At 46.3% G+C, this 13,010-nt stretch carries 17 protein-coding genes; 8 read left to right on the top strand and 9 right to left on the bottom strand.

Annotated elements, in window-relative coordinates; genetic code table 11:
* Positions 1-40 precede the first annotated feature (40 nt).
* Positions 41-415: a winged helix-turn-helix transcriptional regulator gene (locus ACUC6J_RS24250; protein WP_085980133.1), complete on the bottom strand. Its 375-nt coding sequence runs from the start codon at positions 413-415 to the stop codon at positions 41-43.
* Between the two features lie 198 nt (positions 416-613).
* Entirely contained in the window at positions 614-1,237 is a 624-nt protein-coding gene (locus ACUC6J_RS24245) for an acetate uptake transporter (RefSeq protein ID WP_016822572.1), read from the bottom strand.
* A 216-nt stretch (positions 1,238-1,453) separates the two neighbouring features.
* On the opposite strand from ACUC6J_RS24245, the gene ACUC6J_RS24240 reads away from it, so the two are divergent.
* From ACUC6J_RS24240 to ACUC6J_RS24230, 3 genes are all read left to right on the top strand, one after another.
* Complete coding sequence (locus ACUC6J_RS24240) at positions 1,454-1,810, top strand: nucleotide excision repair endonuclease (protein WP_123797820.1); 357 nt, start codon at positions 1,454-1,456, stop codon at positions 1,808-1,810.
* Between the two features lie 109 nt (positions 1,811-1,919).
* Entirely contained in the window at positions 1,920-2,864 is a 945-nt protein-coding gene (locus tag ACUC6J_RS24235) for a helix-turn-helix transcriptional regulator (RefSeq protein ID WP_447249551.1), read from the top strand.
* A 64-nt stretch (positions 2,865-2,928) separates the two neighbouring features.
* Entirely contained in the window at positions 2,929-3,450 is a 522-nt protein-coding gene (locus ACUC6J_RS24230) for a DinB family protein (protein ID WP_026065359.1), read from the top strand.
* Here ACUC6J_RS24230 and ACUC6J_RS24225 read toward each other — a convergent pair.
* From ACUC6J_RS24225 to ACUC6J_RS24210, 4 genes are all read right to left on the bottom strand, one after another.
* Positions 3,383-3,919, bottom strand: a complete 537-nt coding sequence (locus ACUC6J_RS24225; protein WP_017426072.1) for a Crp/Fnr family transcriptional regulator — start codon at positions 3,917-3,919, stop codon at positions 3,383-3,385. The genes ACUC6J_RS24230 and ACUC6J_RS24225 overlap by 68 nt on opposite strands.
* Before the next feature lie 36 nt (positions 3,920-3,955).
* Positions 3,956-4,696, bottom strand: a complete 741-nt coding sequence (locus ACUC6J_RS24220) for an SDR family oxidoreductase (RefSeq protein ID WP_447249550.1) — start codon at positions 4,694-4,696, stop codon at positions 3,956-3,958.
* A gap of 27 nt (positions 4,697-4,723) precedes the next feature.
* Entirely contained in the window at positions 4,724-5,302 is a 579-nt protein-coding gene (locus tag ACUC6J_RS24215) for a TetR/AcrR family transcriptional regulator (RefSeq protein ID WP_123797816.1), read from the bottom strand.
* Between the two features lie 132 nt (positions 5,303-5,434).
* On the bottom strand, positions 5,435-5,980 hold the full coding sequence (locus tag ACUC6J_RS24210) for a glutathione peroxidase (protein WP_016822579.1): 546 nt from the start codon (positions 5,978-5,980) through the stop codon (positions 5,435-5,437).
* Positions 5,981-6,265: 285 nt separating this feature from the next.
* Here ACUC6J_RS24210 and ACUC6J_RS24205 point away from each other — a divergent pair, with 285 nt between their 5' ends.
* A complete protein-coding gene (locus ACUC6J_RS24205) occupies positions 6,266-6,997 on the top strand; it encodes a YheC/YheD family protein (RefSeq protein ID WP_025366187.1) in 732 nt (243 codons plus the stop codon).
* A 148-nt stretch (positions 6,998-7,145) separates the two neighbouring features.
* Here the strand turns inward: ACUC6J_RS24205 and ACUC6J_RS24200 are convergent, their stop codons facing one another.
* Positions 7,146-7,886, bottom strand: coding sequence for an SDR family NAD(P)-dependent oxidoreductase (locus ACUC6J_RS24200; protein ID WP_016822581.1), 741 nt, complete (start codon positions 7,884-7,886; stop codon positions 7,146-7,148).
* A 157-nt stretch (positions 7,887-8,043) separates the two neighbouring features.
* Here ACUC6J_RS24200 and ACUC6J_RS24195 point away from each other — a divergent pair, with 157 nt between their 5' ends.
* Positions 8,044-8,931, top strand: coding sequence for a LysR family transcriptional regulator (locus ACUC6J_RS24195; protein ID WP_447249549.1), 888 nt, complete (start codon positions 8,044-8,046; stop codon positions 8,929-8,931).
* 45 nt (positions 8,932-8,976) lie between these two features.
* Here ACUC6J_RS24195 and ACUC6J_RS24190 read toward each other — a convergent pair whose 3' ends face one another.
* Both ACUC6J_RS24190 and ACUC6J_RS24185 read right to left on the bottom strand, forming a co-directional pair.
* Positions 8,977-9,846 carry an AraC family transcriptional regulator gene (locus tag ACUC6J_RS24190; RefSeq protein ID WP_090889109.1) on the bottom strand — a complete coding sequence of 290 codons (870 nt, stop codon included), beginning with the start codon at positions 9,844-9,846 and terminating at the stop codon, positions 8,977-8,979.
* On the bottom strand, positions 9,791-9,925 hold the full coding sequence (locus tag ACUC6J_RS24185) for a hypothetical protein (protein WP_258957425.1): 135 nt from the start codon (positions 9,923-9,925) through the stop codon (positions 9,791-9,793). Before ACUC6J_RS24185 ends, ACUC6J_RS24190 begins: the two co-directional genes overlap by 56 nt.
* Before the next feature lie 170 nt (positions 9,926-10,095).
* Here ACUC6J_RS24185 and rlmN point away from each other — a divergent pair, with 170 nt between their 5' ends.
* From rlmN to ACUC6J_RS24170, 3 genes are all read left to right on the top strand, one after another.
* Entirely contained in the window at positions 10,096-11,193 is a 1,098-nt protein-coding gene (gene rlmN, locus ACUC6J_RS24180; protein WP_016822584.1) for a 23S rRNA (adenine(2503)-C(2))-methyltransferase RlmN, read from the top strand.
* A 140-nt stretch (positions 11,194-11,333) separates the two neighbouring features.
* Positions 11,334-12,035: a dihydroorotate dehydrogenase electron transfer subunit gene (locus ACUC6J_RS24175; protein WP_090889108.1), complete on the top strand. Its 702-nt coding sequence runs from the start codon at positions 11,334-11,336 to the stop codon at positions 12,033-12,035.
* On the top strand, positions 12,016-12,948 hold the full coding sequence (locus ACUC6J_RS24170) for a dihydroorotate dehydrogenase (RefSeq protein WP_090889107.1): 933 nt from the start codon (positions 12,016-12,018) through the stop codon (positions 12,946-12,948). Before ACUC6J_RS24175 ends, ACUC6J_RS24170 begins: the two co-directional genes overlap by 20 nt.
* Positions 12,949-13,010 lie beyond the last annotated feature (62 nt).

Below are 13,010 nucleotides of genomic sequence, written 5' to 3'. Positions count from 1 at the left end.
TTTTTATCCTCAGTTTCATTTATTACACCGGTTCGTTATTTCAGGTTTGAAAGTCGGAGAGATGATGTTCGGCTTGAAATCGTTCTCCCCAAGCCTTCATTTGGGTGAGTATTGACTCAAGCGAAGCCCCGAGCGGGGTTAGCGAGTATTCCACTTTTGGCGGAACAAGGTGATGAACTTCGCGGTGAATGAGACCGTCTGCTTCTAACTCTCGCAGTTGGAGGGTCAGCATTTTTTGGGTGGCCGTGGGAAGTGCTCGCCGCAGTTCTTGAAACCGCTTAGTTCCACCCAGCAATTCGTACAGAATGATTCCTTTCCACTTTCCGCCGATAATGCTTAAGGTTACTTCCACCGGACAGCCTTTAGTCGGCGTGCAATTAACTCCATTGTTCAGCCGTTTTCTCAACGATATCATCTCCTTTCACTTTGTTATTATACCAATACTGCACTTGCAGTTTAGTTCAGATACAGCGATACAAGGCAACACTTGATTTCAAGTTAACTTTAATAAGCAGCATCTAGTAGCAAGCCGAGTAATTCCAGCCTTATATCCCCAAAGCCATCCTTAACGCGGATCGGCGCGAAAGGCGGCTTTGGAGATATACGTATGCAACTAAGGACGTGGTTTGAAAATGCCGAAAGGTCGTCCTACGGGCAGGAATGTACGGCCAAAATGTGCATTCAGGACAGCAGCTCCTGTACCGTACAGCGAGAGTAGACCGATGCCCATTTCAGCATAAGCAGCGATGGTATGGAACACCTCTGGGGCGATGCCAAATGCATCGAAGCTAAGGCCGAGGAACAGAAAATCAATCAACACAAAAATAAAAAATAGAACCTTATGCGTCTCCATGGCTCCAATGGTCATGAAGAGCGTAAAGATGAGATAGCCGGCAAAGGCAAAGCCGAGCTGTCTGCCATCCACCGCTGATGCCAGCTCTGAGCCGAATACGCCCATTTTAATCATCCAGCTACTAGCTACGGCTAACCAGAAGAAGGCGTAAGCACCAAATGCCGTCATGCCAAAGGTGTTGTTATGCTTTGCATCCTGAATGCAGGCAAACAGCTGTGCAAAGGCACCAAGGAAAATAGCCCAAGGAATAATAAAGCTCAAGCCATCAGTGAGACCAAGCTTTTGGGATGAAGCTACAAGCGTTACAATGGCCAAGCCAAACAGGCCGATCGCGCTCGGATCGGCCGTTATGATTTTTACGTTAGAATGAGATTCATTTTGCATGAAAAAATAGAAGCCTCCAATAATATTCAAGTACGCGTCAATCTGCCGATGCCAGAATCACACTGACATATTGTAACGGAAACCAACCTACTCGCATAGTAGGTAATTCATAAAATTCCTACCGATCTGTTTAGTGACGGGCAAGGATTTATTAAATGGTGTTAGCGCAGGATTTATGATAGTATTTACACCTATATAGAATGAGGAAGTGACATAGTGATTAATATAACGATTCCAACTCCAGATATCACGATTACCAAACAGGTTAACCCTGAGCTCAGCCATATTTACGGATTTACAGATTTCCACCTGATCCCTAGAGATAAGGCTGGTATCTTTATGTTCTACAACGCACAGGAGGAATTGCTGTTCGTTGGGAAAGCAAGAAAGCTAAGACCAAGAATCAAAAAGCATTTTGAAGATAACGTATCGCCGATCAAGGCCAATCGGAACGAAGTGGCGATTATTGAGGTCTGTATTGTGGAAGATGCGGTGGAACGAGAAATTTATGAGACCTATATCATCAATTCGCAAAAGGCTAAATATAACGTTGAAAAAGTGTTTTTTAAGTAAAGAAGCAACTGCTTTATGATAAAAGAGCAATAAGCCGCAGTCGTGCACTGCCCTTATTGCTCTTTTAAATTCGTGCATTTAGATCCTTTCAAGGACGGGGCGATGTAGTATGAACAAAACCGACCGGTTGCTGGCCATTTTGCTAGAGTTACAACGTAACGATATTTTACGGGCCGAGGATTTAGCGGTGATTTTCGAAACAAGTGTGAGAACGATTTATCGGGATATTCAGGCTTTAAGCGAATCGGGCGTGCCGATTGTAGGGGCACCGGGCATTGGATACTCCTTGATGGAGGGATACTTCCTGCCCCCTGTAAGCTTTACTGTAGAAGAGGCTGTGGCACTGCTAATCGGAGCAGATTTTGTCGAACAAAAATTTGATACAGACTATGGCATGAAGGCACAAGCTTCACGTAGAAAAATTGAAGCCATTTTGCCAGAGAGCGTTCGCAGGGAAGTTTCTCAGGTGCGAACGACCATCAGACTGCTGGCGGTGGGTAAAGGGGCAGACCAGAGAGAGAAAACGTATTTGGAAACGCTACGCATCGCTGTATTGAACAAACGGAAGGTTCGGTTTAGCTACTCCAAAAAATTGCCAGAGGCTGACGGGAATCGCCAAAGTGTGCGTGTGGTCGCCCCTTATGGTCTTGTACTGCTGCATGGTTCGTGGGTTTTGATTGGACAATGCGAATTGCGGCAGCAGCTGCGCCATTTCCGTTTGTCGCGTATGGACGAGCTGATCATGCTGGAGGATAGCTATCAGTTGCCTAGTGATTTTAATTTGCAGGATTATAAACAACCCGATGACCGCCATGTAAATGTTCGCATACAAGCCAATTCGAATATTGTAGATAAAGTGAAGGAAGCGAACCATTTTTACATGGAGTCCATGGAGGAGCATGCAGATGGACTGCATGTACTCTATCGCGTCAGACAGCCAGAGGAGTTACTATCATGGATACTTGGATGGGGTGCAGACGTGGTTGTGCTGGAGCCTGAATCGCTTCGCGAGCGTGTCCGTACGGAAGTGGAAAAAATGTTGAAATGCTACTGACATAATGCTGTCAGTAGCATTCTTGTATAGTAAAGCTACTTTGATAGAGAGGGGCATTTACTATATGAATACAAGCGAAACATTACAGCGTTTTGAAGAAACGGTACAACACTATCTTCTTGAATTGGACAGCTTCAGCTTGGAGCAATTGCAGTACACACCGCAGGAGGGACAATGGTCGCTTGGGCAAATGTATCTTCATTTGGTGAACTCTGCTCTTTATATGCATCTTAGGAACATAGATCTTTGTCTACAGTCTAATGGGGAGAAGGGGGATAAAACGGAGGCGGGCACAGCTGCATTTAACTTGGGAAGCTTTCCACCCATACGTATACAAGTTCCACCATCTCCGCAGTATACTCCCCCCCAACCGACGAGCAAAGAAGAGATTGTAGAAGGATTAAACGTGGTGATCCGTAAAATGAGAGAGATTGAGCCGACCGTTGAGAAATCAACAGGGTCGTCTACCGTCTCTCATCCCGGATTTGGCGCGTTGAATGCGGGAGAGTGGTTTAGACTCATCGAGATGCATTATCGTCATCATCTTTTGCAGATGGAGCGCTTGAAGCACGCAATAGCCGGTTAATCGTCTCTCGGCGCAGCCCGATGAACTGCCCAATTTCCTCCTGCGTCAGCACGTCTGTTAACGTAGCGGGTGCGATGTAGGAGTGGAACCAGCGTTGAAGCTTCCGAAGCTTCTCGGCAGGCGATACCTCCGTGAGCTGGTCAATTCGTTGCTGCATCATGCGCAGCTTATCCTGTAGCTGCAAAGCAATGGCTCGACATTGAGCCGGGTCTTGCTCTAGCTTCAGGTACCATTCTTTTTGCGACAGAACCTCAACCTCAGAGGTGACCAGCGCCATCGCGGTACCATAATAGGGATTGGGACTGATGAGGGAGTGGTGCGGGATAATTTCATCGGGCACAATTACATTAACTAAAATTTGCGAGCCGTCTTCATGGACTCGGACAATTTTTAACAAGCCGCTCTTTAAGTGATATAAAGGGCCTGATTCCCCTTGTCGAAATAAGGTCTCGCCTTTGTGTAATATCATGAACGTGTATAGCCTCCATTTCATGTATTCCAGCTTTTAGATGAATCCGCCATTCACGCGGATGGTCTGTCCGGTAACCCACTGCGATTTAGCGCTGACCAGAAACTCAATCACATCAGCGATATCTTCCGGTTCACCGAGACGACCCATAGCATTCATTTTCTTCATGCCTTCGATCTGTTGCTCTGTTTTTCCTGCCTGAAAAAGCTCTGTGTTGACAGGACCGGGAGCCACGGCATTGATCGTAATTTGCCTGCTTCCGAACTCCTTGGCCAGCTGACGGGTAAATTGCTCCACTGCGCCTTTCGTACCCGCGTATACGCTATAAGCCGGAAACATTTGTCCGATCACGGACGTGGACAGATTCACAATTCTTCCGTAGTTCTCCATGTATTTCATCGCTTGCTGACAGGCAAAGAAAGTACCTTTTACATTCAGTGCGAATTGTTGGTCAAAATCAGCTTCGGTCACCTCAGCCAGAGGTTTGGTAATCATCAGCCCGGCGTTGTTAACCAGAATATCCACTTTGCCGAATTCAGCAATCGTATTTGTAAATAAGGCTTCAATATCGCCCATCTTGCTCAGATCAGCGTGGAGAGCTATGGCCTTTCCGCCTTTTTGAATAATGCCTGCTACCACTTCTTTAGCTCTGTCCGGACTACTGGCATAATTGACGACTACACTAGCACCTAGATTAGCCTGCTGCTCGGCAATGGCACGTCCAATTCCCCTGGAGGAGCCAGTGATAATCGCTATTTTTCCTTCCAAATGCTTCATATGTGTTTGGCCTTCTTTCTATATATTTTAAGATATCCCTTTTTCTAAAAGTATCCACACTTCTGCAAACTCCTGATCAATCGTCGGATTCTTCCATTCATAAGCATGTGCGGGATGATGAAAACGGGCTGTGGCATAGAAAAGCGTACGCGCCAGTTGGGGCGGCTGATCGGCTGTGATACCCCCGCGCACAATAATATCAGCGAGCTGATCCACAATGTGGGCGATATGTTGGTCGATTAAATCCGCGGCTTGCTCGGTGACCCGGGTATACATCTCGAACATTTCCTCGTCATCGCGGGCATAATACTGCTTAAGTTCGACCAAGGTCTGTATATATCGTTTTAAGTGCGATATTCCTAGCACAGATGAATCCTGGCATATCTCCGTTAACGGATCGATAATCTTTTCATTTAGCCATTTTTCGGTCACGCCTTCAAGAAGCTCGGCTTTACTTTTAAAGTGTCGGTAAATAGTGCCGTGACTTACTCCTAACACTTTGGCAACATCCGTCACGGAGCTTTTGGTTACACCAAAACGTCTAAGGGTGTCTTCTGTAGCGATAAGAATCTGTTCCTTGGTCAGTATATCTGAGGACTTTTCCATAGAGACACGGTTGACTTACCGTGTGAGTCACCTCCTTGAAGTCAGGATAACACAAAGAGTATCAAATGACAAATATACGTTTTTGTCATTTGATACTCTTTGTTTAAGAATCTAAAGAAGTGACCAGGAAAACTACAATAGCGATTCGATGACAGGGTCAATAGCACAGGTTGCCGTTGTTACTTCAAATCTGGCTTTTACATAGCCGCCGCGATCAATCAGGAATTTGGAAAAATTCCACTTGATACCGTCGCCAACGTATATTTCTGGATATTTATCCTGCAAGAAATCGTCCATCCATTGGCCGTCTTTGGCCTGGGTATCGAAGCCTTGAAACGGTGCCTGTTGGGTCAGATATTGAAATAAAGGATGAAGGGAAGATCCTCTTACCTCCGTCTTCTCAAATAATGGGAAAGTTACTCCATGCTTAATTTGACAAATTCCCTGAACCTCCGAATTGCTACCCGGCTCTTTTCCATTGAATTGGTTACAAGGAAAAGCAAGGATTTCAAAACCTTGTTCTCTCCGTCTTTCATAGAGCTTTTGCAGATCAGCGAATTGGCTGGAGAAGCTACACATGCTGGCAGTGTTTACAATAAGGAGAACCTTACCTCTATAGTCTGACAATTCAATCGGTTTCCCGTTAATTGAGGTTGCTTGAAAATCATAAACAGACATGTTATCGTTCCTCCTCGCGTTATTTTTTAATACATCATATATCTAGAGTTGTTATTGGTCCAATATATTATTGGGATTAACTTTATAGGTATTTACAATAATTGCGTCATGTAAAGACCCATAGTACCCCTCTCTCTCTCTTTGAAATCAAAGAAGACTTGGCTTAGAGAGAGTAGGAGATTTGCCTCTTACATAGCAAACTGTGGCATTCGCCGTTACCAAGATAGAATATAGATGCATATTCATGTAGTGTGTGCAAAAACCCAACAGAATCGAGGGATATTCGTGCCCATTGGAAAGATGATTCAATACAAGGAAATGCAACAACATCCCATTTTACGCTCGCACTTGCCCGAAACCCGCTGGATTACGAATGCAAGGACTTTACGGATGCTGGATACCTACCGCACTGTCTTTATCAAGCCTAATTATGGCAGTGGAGGAACCGGCATCATACGCGCGAAAAAGGTAGGGAGGAGATATGAGGTTCGTTGCGGCTCCAGTCGCAGAGTCGTTAGATCCCACGCTGTAAGAAGAGCAATTAGAAGCTATCGGAGACCTCATCGTCGTTATTTGGTACAGCAAGGACTTAAGTTAGCCAAGTACAAAGGTTCGATTTTTGATGCCAGAGTGTATATGCAGAAGCCGGAATCGGAATGGGTCATTTCAGGGATAACCGGCCGTGTCGCTGCACCTCGAAAGGTCGTTACCAACTATCGGAAGGGAGGACATGCGGCGCCGTTGTCCAAAGTGCTTTTAAGGGTTTTTAAAAATGACAGAGCGAAAATGAAAGAGATTTTGGACCAGGTCATTGAGCTTTCTAGAATCATTGCCGACACGATTGACCAAAATCATCCGGTTCGCGAGCTGGGCATCGATCTTGCTATTGAAAAGAGCGGTCAAATCTGGATTATTGAGGCCAATCCGCATCCAGGACATATGTTATTCAGGCAGCTCCCTAATCATAAGATGATTCGCAACATTTTGAGAAATAAACGTCGTATTCATCATCATTAGAATAAAGTGTTTTAAATCATTTATGAATAAGATAAGGAGGAGAACGCCCCGGCAAACTTGCGGGAGCATTCTCCTTTTTAGGTTCTAGCTTAACAGCCACCTTCTGTCTAAGAAGGCGGCTTGTTTTTTACCTAGAAGCCCAGTAACTTTATAGCGTTTGTCCGCTGTCTATCGTAATGATCTGGCCTGTCATGGCTTCCTGTTCCAAAGCAGAGCAGACCATGCTGGCAATATCCTCAGGTGTGGAAATGCGCTGTAGCAGCAAGTGGGGAGCCAATTGTTTCATTTGTTCTTCCCTACCTGCCCACCATCTTGTGGCCACCGCGCCTGGTACGATACAATTGACTCGAATATCAGGTGCCAGCGATCGTGCTAACGACTTGGTCAGCCCGTGGACGGCTGCTTTGGATACTGCATAGGGTAGCGAGGAACCTAGCCCTGTTTGTCCAGCTATACTTCCCAGATTGACGATAGCTCCTTGTTGACGATGCTTCATATAAGGAGCCACGGCTCTGGCACAGTGAAACATGCCTTTCACATTGACATCCAAGAGATCATTCCACACCGCTTCCGTAACGGCCTCTAGATCATCCATCGGAATATGATGTGTAATGCTGGCGTTATTCACCAGTACATCAACCGTGCCGTATTGCAGAACAATCTGCTCGACCATCGCTCGAACTTCCCGATCTTGGGAAACATCTGCCTGTAATGCAATTGCACTTCCTCCCTGTTCAAGTATCCTACCTACGGTTTCCTCTGCATCGTCTTTAGAACGGGAATAGTTTACGACTACCGTAGCCTTACGATCCGCCAGCTCCATACATATGGCTCTCCCAATTCCTGTACCGCCTCCTGTAACCAGTGCTACTTTTTGATGTAAATCCATGTATGTCCGCCCCTTATCCAACTCGTTAGTTTTGTGTGAAAAATAATATGATCTAATATGGATCATTGTAGAGGATGTATTATATTATGTATAATTGAATTAACTGAACTTGAAATTCAATAAAACTGAATTAAACGAGCGACTTAGGAGTAGGAGAATGGATATTAAAGCACTTAAAACATTTCAGATGATTGTGAATTGCGGAAGTTTTATGCGTGCAGCGGAAGCGTTGAATTATGCACAATCCACCGTGACGATGCAAATACAGAGACTGGAATCCGATCTAGGAGTTCAGCTTATTGAACGGGGCAAGAAAATAAAGTTAACTGAAGCGGGCAGGATGTTTCACGAGCAAAGTCTGCATATTGTAAAAGATATGGAGCAATTGCAGGAAAATATGGAGAACCTGCAAAAGGGAACCGCAGGCGACATTCGCATAGGGGTGACTGAACCGACCGCCAGTTACCGACTACCTGAAATTTTAAAGCGATTCTTAAACCATTATCCTTACATTCGGATTTCTGTTGAGTTTGGGAATACCCCTACATTAAGCGAGCGTATTCTCAAAGGGGATGTGGACATCGCATTATGCTCTGCTCCGGATTTAGGTACAGAACTATATTTTGAACCTTTATTTAAGGAGAATTTTGTAGTTTTGATGCCTGAACATCACCCTCTTGCACAAAAGGAGTGCATTGGACCCGCAGATTTGCAAGGGCATCGCCTACTTATTACGTCGTCCATCTGTCCCTATCGGCGTAAACTTGAAATGGTCATGAAGGAACATGGAATAACCACGTTAGACACGATGGAAATTGGTAGCATGACGGCTCTGAAATCTTATGTGGAATGTGAATTGGGGATTGCCCTTGTGCCCCAAATTCTAGTCCATCCTGTCCCGGTAGGAACAGCGGTGAGGCAATTAAGCGGCAGCCTGATCGATATGACCTTTGGTCTTCTTTGTAAAGCAACCGAGGCACCGCTGAAGCTAGCAAGCGCAAGGCTATATTCTGTGTTAAAGAAAGAACTGGGGCAATTGTCCTGAGCATACGATAACAAACCGACTGCAATAGGCAGCCGGTTCGTTTGTTTATTTTTTCGTAATCGGGATCCATACTTCACTTCGGTAGTCCTCAGCATGAGCATCCCCCATGGTATACACTTCCAGCTCGGGACCGCCTGAATGCTCATAATTGCTGGCAGGGAACCATTCCTGGTAAATTCTTTGCCATACCTTCTGGATCGAGTGAGGCATAGGGCCGGTGGATGTAAACACGGCCCAGGTGGCAGCCGGGATGGTTCTGGCTTCTAATCCGTTCGAGGCTGCTACGTCTTCGTTACCCTCTGCGGCGATAAGGTAGCTAAACGTCTCCTCACCATGCTTCATGTCCAGACATATACCGAGTATATCGTCGCCTGTCCCCAAGGCATGAATGCGATCTGATGTGCCATCTCCGTTAAGCTGATCCCAGAATTTTGGGATTTCTCGAAGATTTTCACCGTTCTTAGTAGTAACTTGAATGGACTTCCCAATGACCGTAAACGCCGCCTTCTCTACAATTTTATAATCCATTTCCTGATCTCCCTTCAGCGATAGGTGGAAGGTGATGCGCGGAAAGGCTTTCAGGTTCACTCCCGGGTTTCTGGCCTCAGAGGGAGAAATACCGTGTACCTTTCGGAACGCTTTAGAAAAAGATTCGGGGGAATCATATCCGTATTTGAACGCAACATCCAGTACTTTGGTGGTAGAAAGACTCAACTCCTGAGCAGCCAGGGTCAATCGACGTTTGCGCACATATTCTGCTACCGTAACGCCAGTCAGCATATAAAACATCCGTTGAAAATGAAAGGGAGACGAGTAGGCCGCCTTTGCAATTTCATCGATATTGAGGGGCTGCTGCATTCTATCTTCCATTAGATCGAGTGCGTTCTTGATCCGAACCAACCATTCCAACCACATCACCTTCCTTGGTTGTAATCATATCATTCACGGTGTCCGTCATCCTGTCTTTGCGTGCTGTTGTTGAACAGGATTTCATCAGCCTGCCCCCTTGTGTTCATAATTAAAATTTGGGACAATAAAAGAAGTGTTTGAATAGCGCAGAGCGCTCAAACATGCTATGATGCAATGATAGTTGAGACGAGTCGTGATGGCTAGGGTTTATATATAGAAATACGAATTTTAACGTTTGTGAAAAGAGGATCGAACATGAAAAAGGAATCCATTTATGGATTAACGTTAGACCAATTGACAGCATGGCTCATGGAGCATGGACATAAAAAATCTCGGGCATTACAGGTATGGGACGCATTGTACCGGAAACGAATTACTGATTTTGCGGCGATGACAGAGGTTCACGAGAGTTGTACTCGCTTGTTGGCAGAGCACTTCTCTATTGAAATCCTGGAAGAACACGTGAAGCAACAATCAGCAGACGGGACGGTCAAGTTTTTGTTCCGCTTGCAGGATGGGAATTTGATTGAGACGGTATTAATGCGGCATAAGTTTGGACTATCCGTATGTGTGACGACCCAGGTGGGATGTAACATTGGATGCAGCTTCTGTGCGAGCGGATTGTTGAAGAAGAGCCGTGACCTTTCCAGTGGTGAAATTGTAGGACAAATCATGAAGGTGCAGCTGTATCTGGACCAGGAACGTCCGGGCGACCGGGTCAGTCACGTTGTGGTAATGGGGATTGGCGAACCGTTTGATAACTTTGTGAACCTGTCCGATTTCATTCGGGTCATTAAGGATCACAAAGGGCTGGCGATTGGGCCGCGGCATATTACTGTGTCCACAAGTGGCCTTGCCGATAAAATTATTGAATTTGCAGATTCCGATCTACACGTCAACCTTGCGATCTCCCTCCATGCTCCGAATAATGAGATTCGTACCCGCATTATGAAGATCAACCGGGCGATCCCGATTGAGAAGCTCATGCAGGCGATTGATTATTATTTGGACAAAACCAATCGTCGGATTACGCTAGAGTACATCCTCCTGAAGGATGTTAATGACGGTAAGGAGCATGCGCTCGAACTGGCTGAGCTGGTGGGCCATCGTCGCAATCTGGCGAATGTGAACCTGATTCCGTACAATCCGGTGGATGAGCATAGTCAATACCAGCGGAGTGAGTCGGAGTCGATTACTGGCTTCTATGATGTGTTGAAAAAGCAAGGCATTAGCTGTAGTGTTCGGCTGGAGCACGGAGTCGACATTGATGCGGCCTGTGGACAGCTACGCAGCAAGCAAATTCGCAAGGATGCGAGCGGCAGCCGCAATGCGGAGCGCGAAGCGATTAGTTAAAATGTACGAGCGTACTCTCTAACAGGAGTACGCTTTTTTTATACATGAGTCATGGAACAAAACGCCAACTATAAATGTGAAAATAGTCACGTAATAGTTGCTGCTTTTACGTTATAGTGAGTGGTTAGTGGAGGGGTTATATGGCTAACGTAATTTCAAATGTGGCGCTCGTTCCGGGCATTTATGTAATGAAGATAGAGGGCAAATTTAAAGGGAAAATGGGTCAGTTCTACATGCTGCGCAGCGGGAATGGTTACCCACTGCTGCCAAGACCCATCAGCATTTATGATATCGGGGAAGAGAGCATTTCCTTTTTATACCGGGTTGTTGGAGAGGGGACCAATCTATTTTCCCAATTACAGCCTGGTCAGGAGATTCAGTTGGAAGGACCTTTCGGAAACGGGTTTCCGCAGGTCGAGGGCAGTCTAGCTTTAATCGGCGGTGGCATGGGTACAGCACCTTTGTTGTTGGCTGCAAAATATTACCCACATGCAGACGTTTATCTGGGTTTTGCACAGCAAGCCTTTGGGGTTGAAGCGTTCGAGGCTGCGGCAGCATCTGTACAGGTCAAAGTAGGGGGAAGCATCGTCGAACAGGTCGATCCGGCTCGTTATGCGAATATGTTTTCCTGCGGGCCCACTCCGATGTTGCAAGCACTCGCGCTGAAAACGGCGGGTACAGCGTCCCGTTTATATATTTCAACAGAAAGACACATGGCCTGTGGTATTGGCGCATGTTTGGGCTGTACTATGCGTACCCGTGAAGGCAATCGGAGGGTATGTAAGGAAGGGCCTGTATTCCCGGTGGAGGAGGTGGAGTTCGATGATCTCCATGGCGTGTAATATAGCAGGTGTACCGTTCAAAAATCCAATTATCATGGCATCGGGTACGTTTGGATTTGGGCGTGAGTTTGCGGAGTTCTATTCTCCTGAACTTCTCGGCGGCATCGTCGGCAAGGGACTAACCCTTCATCCGAAGGCGGGGAATACGGGGCAACGAATACATGAGACAGCATCAGGCATGCTGAATAGTGTAGGATTGGAAAATCCGGGTGTGGCGGCTTTTTTGAAGGATGAACTGGATGACATGACTCGCTGGAATACAGCTGTTATTGCCAATGTGGGCGGCTCCAATCTGGAGGAATACGTTCAGGCCGTAGCCATGATTACGGAAAACGCGCAAAAACGCCGTACAATGAACCGCAGAGGCGTTGACATGCTGGAATTGAACATTTCATGTCCCAATGTGAAGCAGGGTGGAATGCAATTTGGTATCCAGACGGAGGTAGCACGGGAGGTTGTGCGTCAGGTGCGCAATGTGACGGCACTTCCGCTGATCGTCAAGCTATCTCCTAATGCAGAGAACATCACGCAGATGGCAGTGATGTGCGAGGAAGAAGGCGCGGACGGGGTTTCGCTGATCAATACATTTTCTGCAATGAAAATAGATATACGTCGGCGTCGCAGTGTCTTTGCCAACACGTATGCAGGCCTTTCCGGCCCGGCAATCAAGCCGATTGCCTTGCGCATGGTTCACCAGGTGGCGCAGGCGGTATCGATTCCCGTGATCGGGATGGGCGGGATCAGCTCGGTGGAGGACATTATTGAATTCACCATGGCAGGGGCCGCCGCTATTCAGGTGGGAACGTATAATTTTGTCCATTTACATGCAGGGGCTGAGCTGGTATATGGACTAGAACAATGGATGCAGCAGGAAAAGGTGCAGTCGTTGGATGAGATACGAGGAATTTTGTGAAGTTTGGACTCGTTTGTGCATAAACTTAAGCATACAAAACCGGCTTGTCTTTTAAGGCAAGC

The sequence above is a fragment of the Paenibacillus sp. JJ1683 genome (assembly GCF_053006485.1).
The sequence above is the reverse complement of the archived record's forward strand: the minus strand, read 5'-3'. Positions and strand labels throughout refer to the sequence as shown.

Coding starts and splice junctions, on each gene's coding strand:
- ACUC6J_RS24250 (WP_085980133.1), bottom strand. CDS start 415: ATGATATCGTTGAGAAAACGGCTGAACAATGGAGTTAATTGCACGCCG.
- ACUC6J_RS24245 (WP_016822572.1), bottom strand. CDS start 1,237: ATGCAAAATGAATCTCATTCTAACGTAAAAATCATAACGGCCGATCCG.
- ACUC6J_RS24235 (WP_447249551.1), top strand. CDS start 1,920: ATGAACAAAACCGACCGGTTGCTGGCCATTTTGCTAGAGTTACAACGT.
- ACUC6J_RS24230 (WP_026065359.1), top strand. CDS start 2,929: ATGAATACAAGCGAAACATTACAGCGTTTTGAAGAAACGGTACAACAC.
- ACUC6J_RS24225 (WP_017426072.1), bottom strand. CDS start 3,919: ATGATATTACACAAAGGCGAGACCTTATTTCGACAAGGGGAATCAGGC.
- ACUC6J_RS24220 (WP_447249550.1), bottom strand. CDS start 4,696: ATGAAGCATTTGGAAGGAAAAATAGCGATTATCACTGGCTCCTCCAGG.
- ACUC6J_RS24215 (WP_123797816.1), bottom strand. CDS start 5,302: ATGGAAAAGTCCTCAGATATACTGACCAAGGAACAGATTCTTATCGCT.
- ACUC6J_RS24210 (WP_016822579.1), bottom strand. CDS start 5,980: ATGTCTGTTTATGATTTTCAAGCAACCTCAATTAACGGGAAACCGATT.
- ACUC6J_RS24200 (WP_016822581.1), bottom strand. CDS start 7,886: ATGGATTTACATCAAAAAGTAGCACTGGTTACAGGAGGCGGTACAGGA.
- ACUC6J_RS24195 (WP_447249549.1), top strand. CDS start 8,044: ATGGATATTAAAGCACTTAAAACATTTCAGATGATTGTGAATTGCGGA.
- ACUC6J_RS24190 (WP_090889109.1), bottom strand. CDS start 9,846: ATGTGGTTGGAATGGTTGGTTCGGATCAAGAACGCACTCGATCTAATG.
- ACUC6J_RS24185 (WP_258957425.1), bottom strand. CDS start 9,925: ATGAAATCCTGTTCAACAACAGCACGCAAAGACAGGATGACGGACACC.
- rlmN (WP_016822584.1), top strand. CDS start 10,096: ATGAAAAAGGAATCCATTTATGGATTAACGTTAGACCAATTGACAGCA.
- ACUC6J_RS24175 (WP_090889108.1), top strand. CDS start 11,334: ATGGCTAACGTAATTTCAAATGTGGCGCTCGTTCCGGGCATTTATGTA.
- ACUC6J_RS24170 (WP_090889107.1), top strand. CDS start 12,016: ATGATCTCCATGGCGTGTAATATAGCAGGTGTACCGTTCAAAAATCCA.